Source organism: Marinarcus sediminis (SeqCode), assembly GCF_048571275.1.
Taxonomy (GTDB): Bacteria; Campylobacterota; Campylobacteria; order Campylobacterales; family Arcobacteraceae; genus Marinarcus; species Marinarcus sediminis.
The window spans coordinates 531,516-556,577 of sequence record NZ_CP182357.1 but is presented as its reverse complement, the minus strand read 5'-3'; the positions used below and the strand labels follow the sequence as shown (position 1 = coordinate 556,577).

At 33.4% G+C, this 25,062-nt stretch carries 28 protein-coding genes and 1 riboswitch; of the genes, 22 read left to right on the top strand and 6 right to left on the bottom strand.

From position 1 onward, the window contains the following. Window positions 1–4: 4 nt before the first annotated feature. A complete protein-coding gene (locus tag ACNI3C_RS02770; protein WP_419770725.1) occupies window positions 5–586 on the bottom strand; it encodes a YfgM family protein in 582 nt (193 codons plus the stop codon). A 116-nt stretch (window positions 587–702) separates the two neighbouring features. Between ACNI3C_RS02770 and ACNI3C_RS02765 the strand changes: the two genes are divergently transcribed. The 10 genes from ACNI3C_RS02765 (at window position 703) to ACNI3C_RS02720 (ending at window position 8,469) form a co-directional block, all read left to right on the top strand. Beyond that, window positions 703–2,103, top strand: coding sequence for a S41 family peptidase (locus ACNI3C_RS02765; protein WP_419770724.1), 1,401 nt, complete (start codon window positions 703–705; stop codon window positions 2,101–2,103). Between the two features lie 16 nt (window positions 2,104–2,119). Further along, window positions 2,120–3,073: a phosphoribosylaminoimidazolesuccinocarboxamide synthase gene (locus tag ACNI3C_RS02760; RefSeq protein ID WP_419770723.1), complete on the top strand. Its 954-nt coding sequence runs from the start codon at window positions 2,120–2,122 to the stop codon at window positions 3,071–3,073. A gap of 90 nt (window positions 3,074–3,163) precedes the next feature. Next, entirely contained in the window at window positions 3,164–3,409 is a 246-nt protein-coding gene (gene purS, locus ACNI3C_RS02755) for a phosphoribosylformylglycinamidine synthase subunit PurS (protein WP_419770722.1), read from the top strand. Window positions 3,410–3,413: 4 nt separating this feature from the next. Then, window positions 3,414–4,085 (top strand): phosphoribosylformylglycinamidine synthase subunit PurQ, encoded by a 672-nt coding sequence (gene purQ / locus ACNI3C_RS02750; protein WP_419770721.1) that lies wholly within the window; start codon window positions 3,414–3,416, stop codon window positions 4,083–4,085. Between the two features lie 49 nt (window positions 4,086–4,134). Continuing rightward, window positions 4,135–5,388, top strand: a complete 1,254-nt coding sequence (locus tag ACNI3C_RS02745; protein ID WP_419770720.1) for a hypothetical protein — start codon at window positions 4,135–4,137, stop codon at window positions 5,386–5,388. Next, window positions 5,375–6,052, top strand: a complete 678-nt coding sequence (locus ACNI3C_RS02740) for a lysophospholipid acyltransferase family protein (RefSeq protein WP_419770719.1) — start codon at window positions 5,375–5,377, stop codon at window positions 6,050–6,052. The genes ACNI3C_RS02745 and ACNI3C_RS02740 overlap by 14 nt, the downstream gene beginning before the upstream one ends. Then, window positions 6,049–6,435, top strand: coding sequence for a fluoride efflux transporter FluC (locus ACNI3C_RS02735; protein ID WP_419770718.1), 387 nt, complete (start codon window positions 6,049–6,051; stop codon window positions 6,433–6,435). The genes ACNI3C_RS02740 and ACNI3C_RS02735 overlap by 4 nt, the downstream gene beginning before the upstream one ends. A 69-nt stretch (window positions 6,436–6,504) precedes the next feature. Further along, the gene (gene tatA, locus ACNI3C_RS02730) at window positions 6,505–6,735 is read left to right on the top strand and encodes a twin-arginine translocase TatA/TatE family subunit (RefSeq protein ID WP_419770717.1); all 231 of its coding nucleotides are present in this window, start codon (window positions 6,505–6,507) and stop codon (window positions 6,733–6,735) included. Window positions 6,736–6,745: 10 nt separating this feature from the next. Beyond that, window positions 6,746–8,335 carry an arginine--tRNA ligase gene (gene argS, locus ACNI3C_RS02725; protein WP_419770716.1) on the top strand — a complete coding sequence of 530 codons (1,590 nt, stop codon included), beginning with the start codon at window positions 6,746–6,748 and terminating at the stop codon, window positions 8,333–8,335. Further along, window positions 8,335–8,469: a hypothetical protein gene (locus tag ACNI3C_RS02720; protein WP_419770715.1), complete on the top strand. Its 135-nt coding sequence runs from the start codon at window positions 8,335–8,337 to the stop codon at window positions 8,467–8,469. Before argS ends, ACNI3C_RS02720 begins: the two co-directional genes overlap by 1 nt. A 19-nt stretch (window positions 8,470–8,488) precedes the next feature. Here ACNI3C_RS02720 and rsfS read toward each other — a convergent pair whose 3' ends face one another. Then, the gene (rsfS, locus tag ACNI3C_RS02715) at window positions 8,489–8,815 is read right to left on the bottom strand and encodes a ribosome silencing factor (RefSeq protein ID WP_419770714.1); all 327 of its coding nucleotides are present in this window, start codon (window positions 8,813–8,815) and stop codon (window positions 8,489–8,491) included. Between the two features lie 3 nt (window positions 8,816–8,818). Continuing rightward, entirely contained in the window at window positions 8,819–9,370 is a 552-nt protein-coding gene (gene nadD, locus ACNI3C_RS02710) for a nicotinate (nicotinamide) nucleotide adenylyltransferase (RefSeq protein WP_419770713.1), read from the bottom strand. Window positions 9,371–9,461: 91 nt separating this feature from the next. Between nadD and gap the strand changes: the two genes are divergently transcribed. The 10 genes from gap to ACNI3C_RS02660 all read left to right on the top strand — a co-directional run bounded on the left by gap (window position 9,462) and on the right by ACNI3C_RS02660 (window position 21,407). Beyond that, window positions 9,462–10,460 carry a type I glyceraldehyde-3-phosphate dehydrogenase gene (gene gap, locus ACNI3C_RS02705; RefSeq protein WP_419770712.1) on the top strand — a complete coding sequence of 333 codons (999 nt, stop codon included), beginning with the start codon at window positions 9,462–9,464 and terminating at the stop codon, window positions 10,458–10,460. A gap of 8 nt (window positions 10,461–10,468) precedes the next feature. Continuing rightward, window positions 10,469–11,668 (top strand): phosphoglycerate kinase, encoded by a 1,200-nt coding sequence (locus ACNI3C_RS02700; RefSeq protein ID WP_419770711.1) that lies wholly within the window; start codon window positions 10,469–10,471, stop codon window positions 11,666–11,668. Further along, entirely contained in the window at window positions 11,668–12,375 is a 708-nt protein-coding gene (locus ACNI3C_RS02695; protein WP_419770710.1) for a triose-phosphate isomerase, read from the top strand. Before ACNI3C_RS02700 ends, ACNI3C_RS02695 begins: the two co-directional genes overlap by 1 nt. A 1-nt stretch (window position 12,376) precedes the next feature. Then, complete coding sequence (gene fabI / locus ACNI3C_RS02690; RefSeq protein WP_419770709.1) at window positions 12,377–13,201, top strand: enoyl-ACP reductase FabI; 825 nt, start codon at window positions 12,377–12,379, stop codon at window positions 13,199–13,201. 165 nt (window positions 13,202–13,366) lie between these two features. Next, window positions 13,367–14,578, top strand: a complete 1,212-nt coding sequence (lysA, locus tag ACNI3C_RS02685) for a diaminopimelate decarboxylase (protein WP_419771475.1) — start codon at window positions 13,367–13,369, stop codon at window positions 14,576–14,578. Window positions 14,579–14,590: 12 nt separating this feature from the next. Beyond that, window positions 14,591–15,373: an HAD-IIA family hydrolase gene (locus tag ACNI3C_RS02680; protein ID WP_419770708.1), complete on the top strand. Its 783-nt coding sequence runs from the start codon at window positions 14,591–14,593 to the stop codon at window positions 15,371–15,373. Beyond that, window positions 15,370–16,440: a chorismate mutase gene (gene pheA, locus ACNI3C_RS02675; RefSeq protein WP_419770707.1), complete on the top strand. Its 1,071-nt coding sequence runs from the start codon at window positions 15,370–15,372 to the stop codon at window positions 16,438–16,440. Before ACNI3C_RS02680 ends, pheA begins: the two co-directional genes overlap by 4 nt. Before the next feature lie 24 nt (window positions 16,441–16,464). Continuing rightward, window positions 16,465–17,589, top strand: coding sequence for a histidinol-phosphate transaminase (gene hisC / locus ACNI3C_RS02670; protein WP_419770706.1), 1,125 nt, complete (start codon window positions 16,465–16,467; stop codon window positions 17,587–17,589). A 7-nt stretch (window positions 17,590–17,596) separates the two neighbouring features. Further along, entirely contained in the window at window positions 17,597–19,402 is a 1,806-nt protein-coding gene (dxs, locus tag ACNI3C_RS02665) for a 1-deoxy-D-xylulose-5-phosphate synthase (protein WP_419771474.1), read from the top strand. A 157-nt stretch (window positions 19,403–19,559) separates the two neighbouring features. Next, window positions 19,560–21,407 (top strand): methyl-accepting chemotaxis protein, encoded by a 1,848-nt coding sequence (locus tag ACNI3C_RS02660; protein ID WP_419770705.1) that lies wholly within the window; start codon window positions 19,560–19,562, stop codon window positions 21,405–21,407. On the opposite strand, the gene ACNI3C_RS02655 is transcribed toward ACNI3C_RS02660, so the two are convergent. The 3 genes from ACNI3C_RS02655 to maf form a co-directional block, all read right to left on the bottom strand. Continuing rightward, complete coding sequence (locus ACNI3C_RS02655) at window positions 21,404–21,796, bottom strand: tautomerase (protein WP_419770704.1); 393 nt, start codon at window positions 21,794–21,796, stop codon at window positions 21,404–21,406. The two genes, ACNI3C_RS02660 and ACNI3C_RS02655, sit on opposite strands and share 4 nt — an antisense overlap. Window positions 21,797–21,814: 18 nt before the next feature. Further along, window positions 21,815–21,991: a hypothetical protein gene (locus ACNI3C_RS02650; protein ID WP_419770703.1), complete on the bottom strand. Its 177-nt coding sequence runs from the start codon at window positions 21,989–21,991 to the stop codon at window positions 21,815–21,817. Window positions 21,992–22,071: 80 nt separating this feature from the next. After that, a riboswitch (cyclic di-GMP riboswitch) is annotated at window positions 22,072–22,148 on the bottom strand. 36 nt (window positions 22,149–22,184) lie between these two features. Further along, entirely contained in the window at window positions 22,185–22,733 is a 549-nt protein-coding gene (maf, locus tag ACNI3C_RS02645; RefSeq protein ID WP_419770702.1) for a septum formation inhibitor Maf, read from the bottom strand. A 62-nt stretch (window positions 22,734–22,795) separates the two neighbouring features. Here maf and ACNI3C_RS02640 point away from each other — a divergent pair, with 62 nt between their 5' ends. Both ACNI3C_RS02640 and ACNI3C_RS02635 read left to right on the top strand, forming a co-directional pair. Continuing rightward, window positions 22,796–24,085: a tellurium resistance protein TerC gene (locus ACNI3C_RS02640; RefSeq protein WP_419770701.1), complete on the top strand. Its 1,290-nt coding sequence runs from the start codon at window positions 22,796–22,798 to the stop codon at window positions 24,083–24,085. Window positions 24,086–24,116: 31 nt separating this feature from the next. Next, window positions 24,117–25,043, top strand: a complete 927-nt coding sequence (locus ACNI3C_RS02635; RefSeq protein WP_419770700.1) for an AEC family transporter — start codon at window positions 24,117–24,119, stop codon at window positions 25,041–25,043. The last annotated feature ends 19 nt before the right edge of the window (window positions 25,044–25,062 follow it).

Genomic DNA, 25,062 nt, shown 5'->3' with positions numbered 1-25,062 from the left:
TGTCCTATTTGGTCAGTAAATAGTGATTTAATAATACAACCAAATCATTTACTTTTGAATCTTGTTTAATCAACTTTAGAGTCTCTTTTGCTTCACTGTATTTCTCTTGTTGAGTTAATATCAGTGCTTTGTTAAAAAGGGCAAACTCTTTGAGTAAAAAATCATTTTGCATTGAAAGGGTATTGAGTTTTTCAACGTCTGAAGATTGGATGGCTTTGCTGTACTCCAAAAGATTTTTCAAATATCTTTCATTGATTTCAACATTTTCATGGCTATCTTTTGCTTGTAAATATAAAGCCACGTTATAAAGCTTTACATTTGAATTTTTCAGTGTTTCAAGTGCTTCTTTATCACTTGGGTTTTTAAGAAGTTCATTAAAAGCAATATTTGCTTCCAGTTTATTCGATTTATTTATATAATTTTTTACATTATAACCAATGGTACCAAGAACTAAAATCGTAACGCCAACGATAATTAGCAGTTTATATTTTTTATAGAATCTCTCTACTTTTACAAAGCTTTCTAAAAACTTCTCTTCAGAGTTTAATTCCTCTTTTACAAAATCGACATTTTCTTTTAAGCTCATATATTCAAACCTCTTATTAAATTGTCCATAATACTACTAAATTTTTTATAAAATCTTACTTTTATAAAAAATTGAATATAATTCAAATCTTATTTTTAAATACAAAAGGTTCATATATGAAGAATATTTTATTATCATTTTTACTGTTATTTGTTTTTACAACTGTTGATTCTGCTGCGGATACAAAGAATTTAGAAATAAAGTCTGATCTTGAAAAGCAAAGTGTTATTGATGTTACAAAAACACGATTTGAATCCCTATCGAAATTGACCAAAGTGATTGGTACGGTTGAAAAATATTATGTAGATGATATAAAACTTGAAGAGATTATTAATAAAGCATTAAAAGGCTTGATGCAAGAACTTGATGCACACTCAACCTACATGGATAAAAAATATTTCAAAGAGATGCAAATTCAAACAGACGGTGAGTTTGGTGGATTGGGTATTACTGTGGGTATGAGAGATGGTGCATTGACAGTTATCTCTCCTATTGATGATACCCCTGCGTATAAAGCAGGCATTAAAGCAGGTGATATTATTTTAAAAATTGATGAAACGTCAACACTGAATGTGACCTTAGATGAAGCTGTTGGTCTTATGCGTGGAAAACCTAAAACACCGATTGTTTTAACCATTGTGAGAAAAGGTGAAAATAAACCGTTATCGATTGAAGTGATTCGAGATATTATTAAAATTCAATCGGTGTATGCCAAAACTATCGGCAAAGATATTTTGTATTTACGAGTGACCAGTTTTGATAAAAAAGTTGCAGAAGGACTTAAAAAAGCAATTTTAGGCAATAAAACATTCAAAGGGGTTATTTTAGATTTAAGAAACAATCCCGGTGGATTGTTAACGCAAGCCATTGATGTTACAGATTTGTTTGTCAGCAGTGGTGTTATTGTTTCGCAAAAAGGTCGAGATGAAAGCAGTGAAGAGAGGTTTAGTGCCAAATCATCAACAACGTTAACAAAAGCGCCTTTGGTTGTTTTGGTTAATGGGGGAAGTGCCAGTGCCAGTGAGATTGTCAGTGGGGCTTTACAAGACCATAAAAGAGCCATTCTTGTAGGTGAAAAAACATTTGGAAAAGGTTCTGTTCAAGTGGTTTTACCGATCAATGAAGAGAAAACGGAAGGAATTAAATTGACCATTGCCAAATACTATTTGCCAAGTGGAAGAACCATCCAAGCAACAGGAATTACTCCCGATATTATCTCTTATCCAGGTAATGCAACACAAGAACCCGATGCTGACTTTAAGATAAAAGAGGCAGATTTAAAAAAACATTTAGAGAGTGAATTGGAAAAAGTTGATGGAAATGATAAACTTAAAACCAAAACAACAACCAAAACAACAACCAAAACAACAACCAAAACAACAACCAAAACAACAACGAAACCAAAAGAGGATAAAAAAATCTCAGATGTCATCACTGCAGAGGATTTACTCAAAGACAACCAGCTAAAAACGGGTGTGGATATCTTAAAAAGTTTAATTATTATAGAAAATAAATAGCAAGGAAATAAATAAAATGAAAATTGGTGATATTGTAGCACTTGGTCTTTGGCCTGAATCAAAGAAAACTACATCACAAAAAGGTATTTCACAATTAGAAGAGTTGGGATATAACCTTTTTTATATTGGCAAAAATGCAGATCTTTACACTTGTCCAGGCGATGAACCAAAAGTATTACTGGTACGAAGTGACCGATGCTCAGTATTTGATATTCCTTTAAATCTTGAAATTGAGGGAAAAGGTATTTTTCAAACGACAATCTCTAACAGTGGAGCAGCTTTTGCAAAAGCTGCAGGTATAAGAACGGCTATTTTATCTGAAACAGTAGACCAAGCACTAAGCATAGCACCAAGATGTCAGCTTATGGAGTTATGCAAACCTTTAGAGACTGAAATTGATGGAGAAATTGTTCAATTTGAATTGATTTTTAGAAACTATTTGACAGGCTCTTTGTATGATGCGTGCCAAAATGGAAATGACCCTTACGGTTTAAATTTGCCTGCAAATTTACCTCAATGGCATAAATTTGAAACACCTCTTTTTACCCCCACAACAAAAGGGTTAAAAGATGAGCCATTAAACTCAGCTAAAGTCAGAGAAGTCTTTCCTGAGATTGTTTCAAGTTTGGAAAAACTCTTTAAAGATTTTACAACATTTGCAGAATCAAATGGTATTATTGTTGTGGATACCAAACTTGAAATATTTGTGAATTCAAAAGGTGAGTGGGTACTTGGCGATGAAGTATTAACTCCTGAGAGTTCAAGATTTATTTCAAAAGAAGATTTTGATGCAGGGAATTATATCTCAATGGACAAACAAATTCTTCGAGATTTTGGAAAAGCCCAAAATTGGAAAGAGAAAGCCAAAGATCTAAAACCAGGTCAAAAATTGGATGTAGATGTTCCCGATTCGATTAAAAATGGAATCTTAAATGGATACAGCACCATTTTGAAACGATTGAGTAAATAGTGTTAAAGTAGAGCGTTGTGAGCTCTTGAAATCGAAACTGCTAAAGGTGGTTTTTGATATAATCGCAAAAATATAAATTGAGGGTAATAAATGAAAGCAATTGTAAATGTAGGATTAAAACAAGGTGTTCTTGATGATCAAGGGAAAGCAACTCATCACGCTTTAGATACTTTAGGTTTTAAAGAGATTGTTAAAGATGTCAGAATTGGGAAACAAATTATTTTAGAATTAAATGCTACAAATAAAGAGGATGCTCAAAAAGAGGTCAAAAACATGTGTGAAAAGCTTCTTGCAAATACTGTAATTGAAGATTACGATATAGAAATTGTAGGTTAATCAAATGAATGTAACAGTATTACAATTCCCAGGAACAAATTGTGAATATGATACAAAATATGCTTTTGAGAAATTAGGTGCAAATGTAACTATTCTTTGGCATAAAGAGAGTCAAATTCCAAGCAACACTGATTTGATTGTTATTCCAGGTGGTTTTTCATATGGAGATTATTTAAGAAGTGGTGCGATTGCACGATTTGCAAATGTGATGAACAGTGTGAGTGAATTCGCAAAAAATGGTGGTAAAGTTTTGGGTATTTGTAATGGATTTCAAATCTTGCTTGAAGCGGGATTACTTCCTGGGGCGATGAAAAGAAACAACACTTTACATTTTATTTCAAAATATAACCATCTTAAAGTCATTAACAATAACAATACTTTTCTAAAAGAGTTAAACAATAATGATGTGGTAAATATTCCTGTGGCTCATCATGATGGAAACTATTTTATTGATGAAAATGGACTCAAAGAGTTAGAAGCCAATGAGCAAATTCTTTTGAAATATTGTGATGAAAATGGAAACATTAAAAGTTTAAATGGTTCAGTGGCACAAATTGCAGGTATTTGTAACAAAGAGAAAAATGTATTTGGTTTAATGCCACACCCAGAAAGAGCCATTGAGATGCTTTTAGGTTGTGATGATGGGGTTAAAATGCTTCAAGGTTTTTTCAAATAAATTCTAAAACAGCGATTTTCGCTGTTTTTAAACACTAATAGGCTTGTGCATGAGATTGATATTTATATTTATTCTAATTTTTAATATGGCTTTTAGCACAGAACAATTCTTTAATACCGAACAATCTATTTTTCAAAATGATGCCATTCAAGATGAACCTGCTGCGATAAAACAGAACAGCATTGCAATGCCTGAAGAAGAGGCAATGCCAGCTGTAAAAGAAAAAAAAGCAACTTTTATTAATTGGTTTGAAGCGGTTCCTTTTGACTCTTCTGAAAATCAAACGCAAAATATTTATCCCAAATATGTCACCTATCCCAATAAAATTTATATCTATCAGCGTTTTAACATTAAAATTGAAGCGTTAATTTCAATCAAAGAGTACACTCGTGTGGAGACTCGATTTGTAGATGGGAAAAATATTGCGGTAATCAATCCTCAAGAACCTTGGAAAGTGGGCAATAGCGCTAATACTGTTGATAACTCCTATTTTTTTAAAGTCTATACACCTGAGTTTAAAATGCCAAAATTTGAGATTGTGGTTTACAACAATGATGAGGTTGTTGAAGTTTCATATTTAGAGCCACAAAAGATTCATTACACCAATATTGCCGTTAAAGATAACCTTTTTTCAAATATTATTGCAGATGATTTAAAAGTTATTTCAAGTAAAACCAAACAGTACAGCAACAATGAACTTTTAACGGTTTTGGAAATTGAAGCCATCAATGGAAATCTTGAAGATTTTAAATTAAAAAGTTTTAAAGAACAAACGGTGATGCACATTGAAGAGAACTATCCCAATCAAAAACTCATTTATAATGCAATCATACCTATTTATACCAAAAGTATTGTGTTTAATTATTACAATATCCAAACGAACAGTTTTAAGAAGATTACGGTTCCCATTAAAGCTGAAGAAGAGTTGGTCAGTACCCAAACAGATCTTAATCCAAACGACAGCAATGTTGCGATGTATAAAAAATTTGCAGCGGGAGCAGTGGCACTTCTATTTACACTTTTGTATATTTGGAAACGGAAAATTATCTATATTATCATTGCAGCACTTTGTACGCTTGTTTTTTATATTTTTGCTCAACCCAATGATTCAATTGTTATTGGAGAAGGAACAAAAATATATATATTGCCAACAAAAAATTCAACCGTTTTTCATATTACCAAATCTAAACAACTCGCTGAAGTTTTAAATAAAAATAAAGATTTTACAAAGATTCTTTTTCATATTGATGATAAAAGTAAAACAGTTGGATGGATAAAGGAGAGTAATATTGTCGAAAATTAGAGGAATATTTACGTTAATTCAGTTTACTATTACCGTTTTAATCACGGTAATCGCAATGTATTTGTTTAAAAAGCATAATCATAAAATAAGAAAAATATGGACTGCATTGCAAATTAAACTTTTGGGCATAACGTTTGTAATTGAAGGTAAAATGGATGAGAGTTGTGACATGGTGATTATGAATCACCAATCTTTGCTTGATATTGTGGTTATGGAATATTTGCACACAAGAAATTTGGCGTGGGTTGGAAAAAAAGAGATTACAGATTTGTTCCTTTTTGGGCATATTATGAAAGCACCTGAAATGATTTCAATTAACAGAGAAGATAAAACAGGTATTGTTACACTTCTCAGAGAAGCAAAAGAGAGGTTGAGCAAAGGCAGACCCATTGCAATGTTCCCAGAAGGGACAAGAAGTGATGGAAAGTCAATGGGAAAATTCAAATCTGGAGCGAGAATTTTGGCCGATAAATATGGCTTAAAAGTTCAACCCGTTGTCATGTTAAATACAAGACAAGTCTTGGATTCTAAAACGCTTCATGCAATACCAGGAACGGTTAAAGTGATATTTTTAGAACCAGTAGTTGCCTCAAAAGAGAGTGACTGGTTTGTTCAAACAGAAGCAAAAATGAGAGAAACTTTAGAAAAAGAGATGGCAAAATGACCCTGTCTTGGCAAACGCTTTTAGCTGTAGGAACAGGGGGGTTTTTAGGTGCCATTAGCCGAGTATATGCCAACTCAGTTATAACAAAATCGATTCCAAGTGAGTTTCCTTTTGGAATATTGTTTATTAATGTTCTGGGAAGTTTTATTATAGGTATTTTATTTGCCATTTTTTTACACTACAATTTTTCAATTACCTTTAAATCCTTTTTGACTTCAGGATTTTTAGGTGCACTGACAACGTATTCAACTTTTGCTATTGAGAGCTTTTTGCTTTTAGAAACTTCGTTATTTCTTGGCATTGCTAATATGTTTTTTAACCTCTTTGGGACAGTGTTCGCAGCGGGGATTGGTTATAAAATCGTAACATTTCTATTAAAATAGAATTGATTATTTTTAAGCAATAAAAAGATATAATGAGCACAAATTATAAAATTTACGTAGGAGAATAACATGAGTATGCCAGGTGGTATGGAGTGGGTATTAATTGCTTTAGTAATACTTTTACTTTTCGGAGGTAAAAAAATTCCTGAATTAGCAAAAGGTTTAGGTAGTGGTATTAAAAACTTCAAAAAAGCAGTCAAAGAAGATGATGAAGACGAAGTTGTAAAAGCTGACGAAAAGATTGAAGAAAAAAAAGTAGAAGCAAAGTCAGAAAATATTAACGAAAAAAAATCAGTATAAGAGTCTGTAGTTGCAAACAGTAGTTAAAAGTTATATTGAAGAAATTTTACAATTAAGTGTAGTGCTTGAAAAACCCAAAGATATCTCTTTGGGGCACTACGCAACCCCCGTAGCGTTCTCTTTAGCCAAAGAGTTTAAAAAATCACCCATGATTATTGCCCAAGATTTAGCCAATAAGTTTGAAAACAGTGAAATGTTTGAAAGCGTGCAGGCGGTCAATGGCTTTTTAAACTTTAAACTTTCAACAGCATTTTTAGAGAAATTGGTCAATCAAGCTTTAAAAGATGGGGAGAATTTTGCTAAAGAAGAAGCCAAAAATGAGAAAATTTTACTGGAGTATGTGAGTGCAAATCCTACGGGACCATTGCATATTGGGCATGCTCGTGGAGCTATTTTTGGTGATACGTTATACAAAGTGGGAAAACACTTAGGGTATGATATTACCAGTGAATATTATATCAATGATGCAGGTGCACAAATGGATCTTTTGGGTCTGTCTTTGTATCTTGCTGGACGAGAATCGGTTTTAAAAGTAGATGTTGAGTATCCAGAACAATATTATCGAGGAGATTATCTTTATGATATTGCCAAGCTTGTTGAAGAAAAGTTTGGAAAAGAAATTTTTGAAGATGCAACACGAATGGATGAATTGGCTCTTTTTGCTAAAGATGAAGTTTTGGATTTAATTAAAAATGATTTACTTAAAATTGGCATTGAGTTTGAAAATTTTGTCAGTGAAAAATCGCTTTATGACTCCTGGGAAAACACACGAAGTGTATTGGAAAGCAATGGCTCATTGTACACCAAAGATGAAAAAGTATGGATTAAATCAACAGAATTGAATGACGATGTTGACAGAGTTGTTGTACGAGAAAATGGTATTCCTACTTATCTTGCAGGGGACATTATTTATCATAAAAATAAATTTGATAGAGCATACGACAAATATATCAATATTTGGGGTGCTGATCATCATGGGTACATTACACGGGTAAAAGCTGCCATTAAATTTTTAGGATTTGAACCTCAAAGATTGGAAGTGTTGCTTTCGCAAATGGTTTCACTGCTTAAAGGTGGAGAGCCTTACAAAATGAGTAAAAGAGCTGGGAATGTTATCTCATTATCTGAAATTGCGGAAGAGATTGGTTCTGATGCCCTTCGATTTGTCTTTTTGACGAAAAAGAGTGATACTCATTTGGAGTTTGATTTGGATATTTTAAAAAGCCAAGACTCATCTAACCCAATTTTTTATATCAATTATGCGCATGCCAGAATTAATCAACTCTTTAAAAAAGCACAAATGAGTTTTGAAGATGTGGTAGAATATAAGTCAGATACCTTGACATCGGAGAGTGCAAATTTAATCTATGAAGCGTTATTGTTACCTTCAATTTTAAATGAAGCATTTAACAAAAGAGATATGCAGAAAATCACTGATTATCTCTATTCGTTAGCAGCAAGTGTGCATAAGTTTTATAACGAACATAAAATTGTAGGAAGTCAAAACGAACAAGAGTATTTAAAAGCACTTACCATGGTATCATTAAGTATTAGAACAGGATTAAAGCTTTTAGGAATAGATGCAAAGGAGGTTATGTAATGAAGTGGTTTTTATTGTTATTCGCCCTCGTTGTCATATTTTCACTTGTAACGGGATTTAGAGGTGGAGCACAAGATGCAGCAGGAAATTATAATAAACTTTTAAGAGGAGAAGGTATTTCTCAATCGAAATAACTTCTTCCCAAAAAACAGCTTATGCTTGTTTTTTGGGAATCTCTTTTAAAAACTCTTCAATGGTATATTTTGTTCTGTATTTTTCACTCATCAAGTGAATCAATGTGTCACCTAAATCAATCACTGTCCAATCTTCATCTTCATCGACTCGAATGAATTGTTCACCTGCAGGTTTGAGTTCATCTTTTAAAAAGTTTAACAGTGATGCTCCATGTCTGGCATTTAACGTTGTAGCAACTACCACATAATCCACCATATAATCTTTCTCTTTTAAATCTAAGACTTCAATATTTTCCGCTTTTTTTTCATCTAACACTTTTAGAATTTTGTCGATTGTTTTTTTCAATTTTTATTCACCTTTTTGCAAAATCTCTTTCACTTGTTTTTTTATTGTTTCTGGAATCAAGGACAAATCAAATGTGTCTCTGATGCTTGTAGAACTGATTGGAACATTAATATTCAAGGTTTTTAATCCTTTTAATAAATCATTTCCTTGACTGTAACCTTCTCTCAATGCGATAACAAATTCAACACACTGCTTTAACTCTTCATAGAATTTCCATAAGTGTAACTTCTGTAAATTGTCTTCACCAATAATGAGATATATTTTTTCACATCTGTACAATTGTTGTAAATATTTGACCGTTTCTATGGTATAGACTGCTTTTTGTTGAGAGACTTCATATTCACAAATTTCAACTTTTTTATACGAGGCAAAAAGTTTTTTGAGTAAATCCAACCTTATTGGGGCATCTAAAAAAAATGTTTTTTTAAATGGATTTAAAAAAGTGGGAACGATACACAGTTTGTCAATATCTAAAGTTTTCAAAGCTTCTTTTACAATAGCTTCATGACCAATGTGCGGAGGGTCAAAACTACCACCAAATATTGCTATTTTCAATTAGAATTACCTCACGACATTTACTTAAATTATATTATAGCAATATTTAGATAAAATAACGAAAATTTTAATAATCTAATAAAGGGAAACAATGGCTGTAAAAGTTGCAATTAATGGTTTTGGAAGAATTGGAAGATGTGTTGCTAGAATTATCTCTAAAAGGGACGATGTAGAATTAGTTGCCATAAATGATACATCAAGTATTGATATGCTTGAGTACTTAACAAAATATGATACAGTGCATGGGACATTTAACGAAGAAGTAAAAGTGGAAAATGGATATGTCACCATAGGAAAAGTCAAAGCAAAATTATACAATACAAGAGATGCAAAAGAGTTGACTTTTACTAAAGATTGTGGGGCTGAAATTGTTTTAGAGTGTACGGGTGCGTATTTAACTTTAGAAAAAGCACAAGTCTATTTGGATAACGGTGCAAAAAAAGTGGTCATGTCTGCACCTGCAAAAGACAATACGCCTACGTTTGTTTTGGGAGTAAATGAGAAAGAGTATAAAGGTGAAACAATCATTTCAAATGCTTCTTGTACAACCAATTGTTTGGGACCAGTAGCTAAAATTATTGACGATGCATTTGGAATTGAAAAAGGGTTAATGACAACCATTCACTCATACACCAATGATCAAAATATTTTAGATGTCAAACATAAATCTGACAAAAGAAGAGCCAGAGCTGCTGCTATGAATATGATTCCTACAACTACGGGTGCTGCAAAAGCGATGAAACTTGTTATGCCACAACTTGATGGAAAATTGCATGGGCAAAGTGTGAGAGTTCCAACACCAAACGTGTCAATGGTAGATTTAAATGTGATTGTAAAAAAAGATACCACCAAAGAGGAACTCAATGCACTGTTTGAAGCAAAAGCAAAAGAGCTTCCTTTTATTGTTGCTGTGGACAATGAGATGAAAGTATCTTCAGATTTAATTGGAGACACACACTCAACGATTATTGCTACAGATTTAACACAAGTAGTAGCAGGAAATATGATTAAAGTAATGACTTGGTATGACAATGAGTGGGGATACTCGTCAAGATTGATTGATATGGCTGTTTACGTAGCAAATAAATAAGGGAAAGAATGAAATTACAAGAGATTAAAAATATTAATATCACCGGTAAAAAAATATTTATCAGATGTGATTTTAATGTTCCAATGGATGAATACAGTAACATTACAGATGACCGAAGAATTCGAAGTGCGTTAAATACAATCAGATATTGTATTGACCATGACTGTTCTGTTATATTAGCCTCTCATTTTGGAAGACCTACTGAGCCATTTGAAGAGAAATATTCGTTAAAACCCATTGCAAAAAGATTACACACCTTGCTTAAACAAGAGATTATTATGGCAAAAAATGTGGTTCAAAACGACACATTGGAATTGGCAAAAAATTTAAAACAGGGTGAAATTTTACTGTTAGAAAATTTGAGATACAACAAAGGTGAAACCAAAAATGATGAAGAGTTTTCTAAAAAACTCGCTTCAATGGCAGATATTTATATCAATGACGCTTTTGGAGTCTCTCATCGTGCGCACTCTTCTGTAGAAGGTATTACCAAATATTTTGATAAAGATTCAAAAGCAGCAGGGTTTTTATTGGCCAAAGAGATTCAATTTTTTCATCATATCGTACATAATCCCAAAAGACCATTTGTTTCAATTGTTGGGGGAAGTAAAGTTTCTGGGAAATTGGAAGCGTTGCATAACTTGGTTCCTAAAGTGGACAAAATTATCATTGGTGGAGGAATGGCATTTACTTTCTTAAAAGCCTTAGGTCATGAAGTGGGTCGTTCATTGGTTGAAGATCATCTAATACCAGAAGCGTTAAAAATCATGGAAGAGGCAAAAGCTTTGGGAGTGAAATTTTATTTACCAGTTGATGTGGTTGCGGCTGAATCTTTTGACAAAGAGGCTTTCGCAAAACCAACAACGGTTCAAGAGATTCCAAAAAATTGGATGGGATTGGATATTGGCCCAGCATCAGCGATGCTGTTTTCGCAAGCGCTTGAAGATGCACATACCATTCTTTGGAATGGACCAATGGGGGTGTATGAAATGGATAAATTTGCTAAAGGAAGTGCCAAAATTTCTCATGCCGTTGCCTCTTCGTATGCCACGACAGTTGTAGGTGGTGGAGATACAGCAGATTTGGTACGACTTACTGGCGATGAAGATGAAATGACATTTATCAGCACTGGGGGTGGAGCGTCATTGGAGTTGATTGAGGGAAAAGTTTTGCCGGGTGTTAAAGCTCTTGTGATTGAGGAAGATTGATGCCAATTATTGCAGCAAACTTTAAAACCAATCATACCCGTGCCTCAACAGCCAAATATATCTCCTTGGTGAATAACTATTTAAAAACAAACAGTACCAGTGAAGTCTATATTTTCCCTACCGCAACCTCTCTTGATGAGTATGAAACCGTTTTAAATTTGTCAATAGGTGTACAAAATGCATATCCGACTAAAAAGGGATCATTCACGGGAGAAATTGGAACTGAACAACTTGATGAGTTTTTTATCAAAACCATTTTAATTGGGCACAGTGAAAGACGACATATTTTAGGTGAAACGCAAGAAGCCATTGCACAAAAATTTCAATATTTTAAAGAGTTGGGATACAAAATCATCTACTGTATTGGTGAACCTTTAGAGGTAAAAGAACAAGGACTTCAATCGACATTGGAGTATCTTTGGGAACAACTTGTAGGAATAGATACCACATACGACAAATTGATTCTTGCCTATGAACCTGTTTGGGCCATTGGTACAGGAGTAACGGCAACGGTTGAAGATATTTCAAACATTCACAATGCCATTAAAAAAGAGATCAACAAACCACTGCTTTATGGGGGAAGTGTCAATTTTGGCAACATAGAAAAAATTTGTGCTATACCCAATGTCGATGGAGCATTAATTGGAACGGCAAGTTGGGTTGCAGAAGACTTTATAAAAATTATAGAAACAACAAAGGAGTTATAATATGTTAATGAAGGGTAAAAAAGGGGTTATTTTAGGAGTTGCGAACAACAAGTCTATTGCATATGGGATTGCAAAAGCATGTGCCGCGCAAGGGGCTCAAATTGCATTTACATATTTGAATGATGCGTTAAAGAAAAGAGTTGAACCAATTGCAGCAGAGTTTGGGAGTGAAAATTTGGTTTATCCGTGTGACGTATCAAATCTAGAAGAGATTAAAGCGCTAAAAGTTTCATTAGAAAAAGATTTAGGAGAGATTGATTTTATTGTTCACTCAATTGCTTTTGCTCCTAAAGAGGGACTTTCTGGAAGATTTTATGATATTTCTAAAAATGCCTTTGATATTGCTATGGATGTTTCGGTTTACTCTTTAATTGAAATTACACGAGAGTTAAAACCTCTTTTAAGTCAAAATGCTTCAATCCTTACCCTCTCATATTATGGTGGAGTAAAATACATCCCTAATTATAACCTTATGGGTGTAGCAAAAGCAGCTTTAGAGATGACAACAAAATATCTTGCTGAAGATTTAGGAAAAGATGGTTGCCGAGTCAATGCAATTTCTGCAGGTCCTATTAAAACACTGGCTGCAGCTGGAATTGGTGATTTCAGATTCATGTTAAAATGGAATGAAGCGCATTCACCACTTAAAAAGAATGTAACTATTGATGAAGTTGGAAACTCTGGTATGTATTTATTGAGTGACTTAAGCAGTGCAGTAACGGGTGAAATTCACTATGTGGATGCTGGATTTAATATCATGGGAATGCCAGCAGTTGAATTTGATGAAGAGGGAAAACCTTCTATCGCATGGAATGGTGAAAAGTAACTATAAAGCATACGTTTTTGGCGAATTTCTGCGTTGTTGAAAAAATTCAGACATGAAGTAAAAGAGTGTCTGAATTTTTTCACTGCCTTGAATTTCACTCAAAATCTTACTTTTAAATTTAATGAAATTTTAAATTAAGATTTTAAATATAGGATAATTATAATGATGAGTATAAATTTTAAAGAGTTAGCAAACAAATATCAAACACCATATTATGTTTACGATTTTGACCATATTACAAAACAATATGAAGAGTTAAAGGGTGCTTTTAAAGCTAGAAAATCACTTATTGCATATGCAGTAAAAGCAAATTCAAATTTAAGTGTTATTAAACATTTAGCAAACCTTGGAGCTGGTGCTGATTGTGTTAGTATTGGTGAAGTAAAACGTGCTTTAAAAGTGGGGATTCCTCCTTATAAAATCATTTTTTCTGGTGTTGGAAAAATTGATGAAGAGATAAAACAAGCACTTGAATTTGATATTTTAATGATAAATGTTGAAAGTGATGCTGAGTTAAATAGAGTTGAACTAATAGCCAAAGAACTTGGGAAAACAGCTAGAATTTCAATAAGAATAAATCCAAATATTGACCCATTAACACATCCATATATTTCAACAGGATTACATGAAAATAAATTTGGAGTTGATATTGATACAGCAAAAAGAATGTATATCCAATGTAAAAATTCTGAAAACTTAGAACCAGTTGGAATGCATTGTCATATTGGTTCTCAACTTACTCAACTTCAACCAATTAAAGAGTCTGTAAAAATCATTACTGATTTGGTAAGAAATTTAAAAGCTATAAACATTGAATTATCATTTGTTGATGTGGGTGGAGGACTTGGTATTGTTTACAAAGATGAAACTTTAATTGATACACAAGAGTATGCACAATCTATTTTAGAAAGCATGTTTGGGCTTGATATTACAATTATTTGTGAACCAGGAAAATTCATGGTTGGAAATGCTGGAATATTTGTTACAAAAGTTTTGTATGAAAAAGTAAATGGAAATAAAAGATTTGTTATCGTTGATGGAGCGATGAATGATTTAATCAGACCAGCTTTATATAATGCATATCACAGAATTGAAGTTTTAAATGATAATCAAGAGTTTTCAGATTGTAATTTAGTTGGACCAATTTGTGAAAGTGGGGATTTCTTTGCCAAAAATGTTAAATTACCAAAAACTCAACACAATGATTTAGTTGCTATTTACAGCGCTGGAGCTTATGGATTTACAATGTCAAGTAACTATAATACCCGAGGGAAAGTACCTGAAATTGCCATTGAAAATGGGCAAGACCGATTGATCAGAAGACGAGAAACTTTTGAAGATATTATTGCCTTAGAAGAAGAGTTTATAAACAATTAATAGGATGTATAAATGAGTAAGAGAGGATTTTTTATTGATGTTCAAGGAACGTTGATTGATGATTTAGAACGAATGCCTATTTCGGGAGCGTGTGAATTTATTGATACGTTAAATACTCAAAATATTCCTTATGTTGTCATTACGAATAATACCAAAGAAAAAAGTGAGATTTTTTTAAATAATTTAAAACAGAAAGGATTAAATATAAAAAATTATATTGATCCTTTCTCTCTTTTGACAAAAGTGGTTCCTCAAAAAAGAGTTGCTGCCTTTGGAAGCAGTGAATTTCTTGCAATAATTGTGGAACTTGGGTATGAACTTGATTTCCAAAATCCAGAAGCGTTGATTGTATCCATTAAAAAAGAGTACACCAATGAAGATTACTCTTTGATGATTGAGTGTGGAATTAAGGCTGAAAATCTTGTAGGAATGCATGAGACTTCAATTTATGCCAAAGATAAAAAACGGTACCCTGGTGTGGGTGCAATCATGCAAATGATCAAGTTTGCAGTGAATAAAGAGTATCAAGTTGTAGGAAAACCCAGCTTTACTTTTTATGATAAAGCCAGAGAGCTAATTGGATTGGACTTTAAAGATATTACCACTGTTTCAGATGATATGATTGGTGATTTGATTGGGGCAAAAAACTTAAATATGCAAACTTGTTTGGTATTAAGTGGGAAAATTAAAGATGAAAATGAAATACTGCATACACTTAAAAAAGAGGAACGACCGGACTCTATTTGTCGAGATATGCGTAAAGTATTAGAACTTTTCAGTAAAGGTGAAATATGAATAAAGAGCAAGGTTTAAAAGAACTGAGAAATAAATTAGATGTTATTGATGATAAACTTTTAGACTTAATAAATGAACGAATGGAACTTGTTCATCAAGTGGGGGTAGTAAAAGCCAATAGTGGTGGCGCCATATACCGACCTGAAAGAGAAAAAGAGATCATTAAACGTCTGGAAGCAAAAAATAAAGGATTGTTAAATAATGCTGCCATTGAAGCACTCTTTTTAGAAATATTTGCCATATCTAGAAATTTGGAATTGCCTGAAAATATTGCTTTTTTAGGACCCAATGGAAGTTTTACCCACCAAGCTGCTGAAGCACGATTTGGAGCAATGAGTTCGTATATATCGATTGGTTCAATCAAAGGGGTGTTCCGAGAGGTCAGCACAAAAAAAGCACGATTTGGTGTGATACCTATAGAAAACTCTTCAAATGGAATTGTTAGCGATACCATTAATTGTTTGAGTCAATATAACTTAAAAATCATTGCAGAAGTGATTTTAGACATTCATCATACCCTAGCAACGACGTGTGATAAAGTCAGTGACATTAAACGAATCTATTCAAAAGATATTGCTTTTGAGCAGTGCCACAGATTTTTAGAGAATTTTGGATTGGATGAAGTGGAGCATATACCTATTGAGTCAACTACAAAAGCTGCAAAATTGGCACTTGCTGAGCCAAATTCAGCGGCCATTTGTTCTCATGTGGGTGCGAAAATGTACAATCTTCCAATATTGTTTGAAAATATTGAAGATAAAGACAACAATAAAACGCGATTTTTTATTGTGAGTGATTTTGAAAATGCAGCCAGCGGCAATGACAAAACATCTATTTTGGCAAAATTACCCAATACCCCTGGTGCGTTGGTTGATTTTTTGATTGATTTTGATAAAGCAGGGATAAATTTAACCAAAATTAAATCGCATATTGTAGAAGGGAATTCAATATTTTTTATTGATTTTAATGGGCATAAAAGTGATGAAAACATTCAAGGAATCTTTGAAAAACACAAAGAGAGCATAAAATTCTTGGGCTCTTATGTCAAAGAAGCTGATGATATATAATTCGATATAAAAAGGGATAAGTGTATGAAATTTAACCAAGTATTAGATAATGTTAAGACCTATGAAGCAGGTAAACCAATTGAGTTAGTTGTTCGAGAGTATGGAATCAACCCATGTGATATTATTAAACTCGCTTCAAATGAGAATCCATATGGAACTTCACCTTTGGTGACACAAAAGATTCAAAGTTTGTCAAAAAATATGTTCATGTACCCAGATGACTCTATGTTTGAGTTAAAAGAGGCATTAGGGGAGAAATATCAAGTGGCCAGTAATAATATCATTATTGGTTCAGGAAGCGATCAAATTCTAGAGTTTTGTGTTCATGCAAAATGCAATGAAAAATCGACTATTTTAATGACAAAAACAACGTTTGCAATGTACGAAATTTATGGAAAACAAACGGGTGCAACTATTATTAAAACTGAAGATGATGAACACAATATTGAACAATTTAAAGCGTTGTACAAACAACACGGCGCGGATGTCATTTTCTTATGTTTGCCAAACAATCCATTGGGTGAATGTTTAGATAAAGAGGAAGTGTATGAATTTTTAAAAGAGGTCGATGAAAATACGTTGGTTGTTATCGATGGTGCATACATGGAGTACGCAGCATATAAAGATGAAAAGAAACGAATTGTAGCATCAGATATTATTCATACTTTCCCTAATGCCATTTATACAGGAACATTTTCAAAAGCGTATGCATTAGGAGGGATGAGAGTAGGATACGGTATTGCTCACCCTGATATTATTAAAACTTTGTACAAATTAAGACCCCCTTTTAATATTTCAACACTCTCATTAGCTGCTGCCATTGAAGCGTTAAAAGATGAAGCTTTTGTCAATGAGTGTATTGCAAAAAACTTTGAAGAGATGGTTAAGTATGAAACATATGCCCAAACGAAAGGCTTAGAGTATATTAAAAGTTATACCAATTTTATTACCCTTAAATTGCCTGCAGATTATATTTCGGCACAAGTGGCACAAGAGCTGCTTGAACGAGGAATTATTATTCGTGATTTAACGGGTTATGGATTAAATGCTATTCGAATTACCATTGGTCGAGAAGATCAAAACAGCATTGTAATTGAAAAGTTAGATGAGGTATTAGAGAGTTTAAAAACTGTAAAGGTGTATGATTAAAAACGATATGAATATTAAAAATAAAAACAAACAAGAGTTAACCGAACTTGCCTTACAAATCAGAAAGAGAATCATTGATGTAGTCAGTAGAAACGGTGGGCATTTCTCTTCAACTCTTGGTGCTGTTGAACTCACAATTGGAATGCATTATGTTTTTGATGTAGAGACAGACCCCTTTATTTTTGATGTATCACATCAGTGTTATCCCCATAAACTCTTAACTCAACGTTGGGAAGAGTTTGAAACCATACGACAGTTTAATGGATTAAGTGGCTTTACTAAGCCCAAAGAGAGCAATGCAGACTACTTTGTAGCAGGACACAGTTCTACGTCTATTTCTGTTGCCATTGGCGCGGCTAAAGCGATTCGGCTTAAAAAAGAGAACAGAGTACCTATCGTAATGATTGGAGATGGTTCTATGAGTGCAGGAATGGTCTATGAAGCGTTAAATGAGTTGGGGGACAGAAAATATCCTATGGTGATTATTCTTAATGACAATGAGATGTCAATTGCCAAACCTTTTGGCGCCATCAGTAAACATTTGAGTAAATTGCTTGCGGGTAAATTTTATCAAAGTTTTAAAGAAAAAGTTGACAGAGTTATACGAAATCATTTTCCAGAAGGTACCACCTATTTGGCTAAAAAAATAGAAGAGAGTATGAAACTCATTACTCCAGGAATTATTTTTGAAGAGATGGGGGTGGATTATATTGGTCCCATCGACGGGCATGATATTCAAGAAATTATTGATACCCTTAAATTGGCAAAAGGGATGGGAAAACCTGTTATTGTTCACGCAAAAACCATGAAAGGTAAAGGTTATGCCATTGCTGAAGGTCATCATGAACACTGGCATGGAGTGGGACCTTTTGATAAAGAGACAGGTGCATTTATTAAAAAAGCCTCCGTTAAATCTGCAACAGCTGTCTACTCAGATGCCCTTTTAGCTTTAGCTCAAAAGCATGATAATGTAGTAGGTGTCACTGCTGCTATGCCAAGTGGTACAGGCTTAGATAAACTCATAAAAGCGTATCCTGATCGTTTTTGGGATGTGGCCATTGCTGAACAGCATGCCGTAACTTCTATGGCTGCTATGGCAAAAGAGGGTTTCAAACCTTTTATCACGATTTATTCTACTTTTTTGCAAAGAGGGTTTGATCAAATCATACACGATGTCTGCTTGATGAATCTTCCCGTGGTATTTGCCATTGATCGGGCTGGAATTGTAGGAAATGATGGAGAGACCCATCAAGGTGCCTTTGATATATCTTATTTAAGATTTATCCCAAATATGATTTTGTGTGCACCAAGGGATACAAAAACATTGGAGTATGCCGTTGATTTTGCGTATACGTGTTCAAGTCCTTGTGCGATAAGATACCCAAGAGGTGCTTTTGAGGAGTTGGAATTTAAAGCCACGCCATTTAAATTGGGTCGTGCGCAACTCTTAAAAGAGGGTCGAAGCTCAAAACTTTTCATAGGGTATGGGGCAGGTGTTTCACGAGCGATACAAACGGCTCAACTGCATCGAGATGACATTGCGATTTTAGATTTAAGATTTGTGAAACCTCTGGATAAGAAACTTTTAAAAGAGCTTGCAAACACATACACAAACTGGTATGTGTTTTCTGATTCTCAAAAAGAGGGTGGTGTTGGGAGTGCTCTTTTAGAGTTTTTAAATGAGTCTAAAATTACAAACATTACCTTGACCTCATTTGAATATGAGGATGCATTTATACAACACGGAGATACAAAAGAAGTTGAATTTTCTTTGGCTTTAAATCCTACTCAATTGGTAAAAAGAATCAAATAAACTCTTTTTACCATTTCTACAAATAATCAAAAAATAATTTTAAAATAACCAATTATAATGGTAAATATTATTTTACTATTTATCATAAAAAATTAAATAATAATTAAGTATTTATCAAATACAATGAACATAAAATTTAATAACGAAGGGGTGAAAAATGTTGAAAAATATGAGTACACGTACAAAACTAATGATATTACCGATACTTTTTATTATGATTCAGGTCATTTCTGGTTTGGTTTATTCTCATTATGAGGGCATTACAGAAAAAAAAAGTAGAGCAGCAGAGCAAACAAATAATTTTATGTTACAGGTATTAAAAGGTAGAATATCTGTTTACCAATTTTTACGTACACCCAATGATAAGAATGCCAAAAGCGTTAAAAGTGATTTTACCGAATTAAATGAACAAGTGGTAAAATTAGAATCTGAACTTGAACTTGATACCAATATAAATTTGTGCAAGGAAATAATTGCATTAAATCAAGCGTATATCAAATATTTTGAAGAACTTGCATTTAAAAGAATAGATGAACTCCAAAAAAATCAAATTGTTGAGTCATCAGAGTCTTTGTTAATCATTTCAAAAATGGTTCCTATAGGTTTGTCTTTGGAATCAAAATTAAAAGAGATTAATACCACTTTGATGCTGGAAAAACAAAAAGCCGATAACATCCTTTCAAATATTTTATTGACCATTACTTTAATTGGTATTGGGCTGTTTTTATTCATTACTGTTGTTTTAGCGAATATTATTATTAAGGCTTTAAAAGAGTTTCAAACTGGTTTATTGTCATTTTTTAACTATTTAAATAAGGTCAGTGACGATGTGGAACATTTAGATGACAGTGGAAAAGATGAGTTTTCCCAAATGTCCAAAGTGGTCAATGAAAATATTGCTAAAACACAAAATGCAATTATAGAGGATAATATTTTTATTGATAATGTTAAAGCGATTGTCCAAGAGGTCAAAAATGGTATTTTATATAAACAAATTGAACACGATACCCACAGTAAAAGTCTGCATGAGTTGAAAGTTATTTTCAATGAAATGCTTTCAATTATGGCAGAAAACATATGTGGAGATATGAATAAAATACAAAGAGCATTAAGCACATTTCAACAGTTGGATTTCAGACACAGAGTTCCAAACCCAACAGGTAAAACCTCACAAGGATTAAATCAACTCGCAGAAATCATCAATGCAATGTTGGTTGAAAATAAGAAAAATGGATTGATACTTCAAAGCAGTGCGAATGATTTATTATTTAATGTGGAATCTTTAAGCAGTGCTTCCAATCAAGCAGCTGCTTCACTTGAAGAGACCGCAGCCGCTTTAGAGGAGATTACCAGTAATATTGCCAATAATACGGAAAACGTTATAAAAATGGCTGGTTTTGCCAACCAATTACAACAATCTGCAAACGATGGTGAAAAGTTAGCACAAGAGACAACGGTATCAATGGATAATATCAATGAACAAGTTGAAGCCATTTATGAAGCCATTAATGTGATTGATCAAATTGCCTTTCAAACCAATATTTTATCTTTGAATGCAGCTGTTGAATCAGCTACGGCTGGAGAAGCAGGTAAAGGGTTTGCTGTGGTTGCACAAGAGGTAAGAAATTTGGCTTCACGAAGTGCGGAAGCAGCTAAAGAGATTAAAGAACTTGTGAGTAATGCTACTTCAAAAGCCAACTATGGGAAAGAGATTGCTGATAAGATGATTCATGGATACCATGGACTACACGAAAATATTTCCAAAACATTGGATATCATTCAAAGTGTTGAGAATGCCAGTAAAGAGCAATATGCAGGTATAGAACAAATTAATAATGCCGTTGCCGAACTTGATCAGCAAACACAATCAAATGCAAATGTGGCATCAACAACGAAAGAGATTGCAATTAAGACTCAAGGAATTGCGAAAGTGGTGGTTGATAATGCCAATGAAAAAGAGTTTATTGGAAAAATGGAATTGGAGAGTAGTCTTTTTGGCTTTTAAGCCAAAGGATCTTCTCCACTCTCCCAAGCACCGAGGTATTTCTCAATCATATGGAAATCTTCGCCTTTATGTTCAGTGAAAGTAATGTATTGATTTTTATTGTCAATGCGAAATAACTCATTGACAATCGCCATATAACGCAGAGCCAGTTCCCGTCTTTTTTCTAAACTTCTTCCTTCTCTTATGTCTAAATTCATTAAACAAATTGCATCTGTGGAATTCGCTCTGCCAATGGTGAGGTTGTATTTTTCATACTCTCTTGTGGTAATTGCAATGTGATCTGTTCCCGTATCCATGACTTCACTGAAAGTTTCTCTGATGCTTTGCGCAAACTTTTCTTTGAGATTATTGCTGACTTTTTTGTTGATTTCAAACTGTAAATGCGGCATAAGTTATCCTTGTATTTGTCAGTTCCCTGGTGTATCATTTGGAACGGCAGTAATTTTACTTGTTGGAGGAACCATTAAATCAGTAGTATCATTTGTAATCCAAGTATTGAATATAAAAACAATACCCACTCCCACAATAATCAATAACAACGTCACAAGAATTTTATCGATGGCCCCTTTTTGAAATTCTAACATGGCTCTCTCCTTATGAATTTAATCAAATCTAAGTTGAATGTTCAAAAAAGTTGGGGAGAAAAGTGCATCAGTGAATGCAGTTAAGCAACCCGGCTATCTTAAACAAAGACCCGTGGCTTTCCGTCCTTACCTCGCGATAAGTTTGGCCAGTCAAACAGTTATTACAGAAAGTATGACACCAGTAGGCTTAGATTTATATTAAGACTTGTTTTAATTTCTCAACGCACAATCCCATGGCGGTACTCTCATATCCGTGGACACTTTTGATATAGGGCTTGCAGAATCCTTCAACCATAATTGCTCCCGCTTTTCCCATGCATTCACCTGAATTGATGTAGTTATCAAGTGCTTTTTTATCAAATTCGTTGAAAACATAGTGTGTTGAAGAGATGTCGATGAGTTGAATTTTTTTGCTTTTGTAAATCATGCAGGTAATAATTGAAACTCTGTTATTGCTTTGCATTTGAACCATTCTTCTGGCATCGTCTTTATTTTTTGCTTTTCGTAAAAGTTCGCCATTACAGCTGACGACTGTATCTGCAACTAAAAGGGGCATATCGTCTGTACCAAATTTGTTGTAAAGTTCATTGAACTTCCCTTGTGTGGCTTCATATACAAATGATTTTGGATGAGGTGTTTGTATGGCATCTTCATTAAAAGAACCACCGTTTTGTATAAAATCAATATGGTGTGCCTTAAGTAGGAGTGCACGCGTTTGTGAAGAAGAACCCAGTCGTATCAAAATGAACCTTTAAATTTTTTTTCATTTTAGCAAATATAATAAAAAAGTTGTATAATACGCGCATGAAATTAAGTGAACCTATTGCCGGTATTTTAATCTTTATCTCCTTTTTATTGACAAATTATGCCTATTTTATCAACAACAACCTTTTTATTTTTGCTGGTATTTTTGCGTGGGTTGCGTTGATGATTCTTTTTCATAAAATTGCCAATAAAAAACTCATCTATATTTTGCTTATTTTAACGTTTTGTTCTATTTTTATCAGTAGTTATAACCATTTTGAGATCGATTTTAAAAAAGCGATTGTGGTCAATCAGTATTTGTTAACTCTCTTAATTGGAGTCGCTTTTTTAAGATTGGTGGCCATTCCAAAAGAGGAAAAAATTAAACAATTGCCTACGGGTAAAAGTGCATTTTTTAAAACCTACGTGGGCATTCATCTTTTTGGTTCAGTTATTAACCTCTCTTCATTGATTTTGGTTGCAGACAAGCTTTATAAAAATGCTCCTTTGAGTAAAATACAAATCATGGTATTGACCCGAGCTTTCTCTTCAGATGCGTATTGGTCACCTTTTTTTGTAGCTTTTGCTGCAGCCATGACCTATGCCCCTCATTTGAATTCATTGACAATTATTATTTCAGGACTCTTTTTGGCACTGATGGCATTTTTTATTACATACCTTGAAATTCATTTTGACAAAAATTATGACTTTAAGACGTTTCAAGGGTATCCCATTCATTTTGAAACCCTTTATTTGCCTTTTTTATTAGCAGGTATGGTTCTTGTAACCAATCATTACTATCCGTTGTTAAAAATCATAGTGTTGATCTCATTTTTTTCTCTTATATTAGCATTGGTGATTCTTCCTTTAAAAACAACCGTGCAAAACAGTATGAGACTTTTTGGAAAACACATTACTGAAGAGTTACCCAAAATGAAAAATGAGTTGGCACTTTTTTTGGTTGCAGGTGCTTTTGGTGTGGCAATCAGTTCCATTTTAGTGGGCTTGAATATTCAGTTACCTTTTGATGTGTTTGATGCCAAAGTGGCTTCTGTGTTGTTGTTGATTTTGATTTTGTTGTCATTCATTGGAATACATCCTATTATCTCTATTGCTGTCATTGGAAATTGGATGAATGAACTCAATCATACGCTGCTTGCGATGACCTTTTTAATGTCTTGGTCAACGGCTGTTTCAAGTTCCCCTTTTTCTGGTGTGAACTTAACCATGCAATCCAGATACAGTTTAAAAGCACTTGATATGTTAAAATTAAATGTATCGTATACGTATAAAATGTATCTGCTTTGTGTTATAGTGCTTTTTGTATTGGCAAATTATTTAAAATTATAGTAAAATCACACTTACTTCAGCAGGATGATTAATGACACTTTTTTTTACTCTTTTAGGCAAAATTGCTCCTTTGTATCTTAATATTTTTATTGGTTATATTTTGGCACACTATTTTAAAGTCAAAAGAGATTATGTTGCGTTTATTTTGATTTATATTTTGGGGCCTTTTGTTGTATTTTTTGCAACTTTGTCTATTAATATCAATTTACAATTGATTTTTTTACCTGTGTTTGTATTTATGTTAGGAAGTGCCATCGCTTTTTTCATTTTGCATCACTATAAAGCACATTGGAAAGATCCCAGTTTAAATACCTTAGCGTTTACCTGTGGCACTGGGAATACGGGTTATTTTGGTATTCCGCTTGCCATGATTTTACTTGAACCACAAGTGGTGAATATTTTTATTTTTGCTACGATGGCATCGCTTTTATATGAAAATACAACGGGGTTTTTTGTAACAGCAAAAGGCAATTTTACTGCCAAACAATCGTTGATAAAAGTTGCAAAATTACCACTGTTATACGCTTTCATTTTTGGGGTTACATTAAATATTTTAGGTATAAGAACACCTGAAGTTGTGGTTCCTTACTTTGAAAGTTTTAAATGGGCATATGGTATTTTAGGAATGATGATGTTGGGTATGGGGATGAAAGGTTTTGATTTGGAGCATGATTTTGATAAAAAATATATCAAAGTGGCCTACTTTTATAAATTTATTCTTTGGCCAGCGATTATTTTGGCCATCATATTTTTAGATAACAATCTTTTTCATTTTTTAAGTGAAGATATTTATAAAGTGCTCTTTTTGTTCTCAATTGTTCCTTTAGCAGGCAACACAGTAACCTTGGCCATATTACTTAAAGCCAAACCAGAAAAAGCCAGTTTTACGGTTTTATTGAGTACATTAATTTCAGTTGTTTATATTCCATTGGTATTGTATTGGTACGGTGGTTTTTAATTTGTATTAAAAAGGGGAA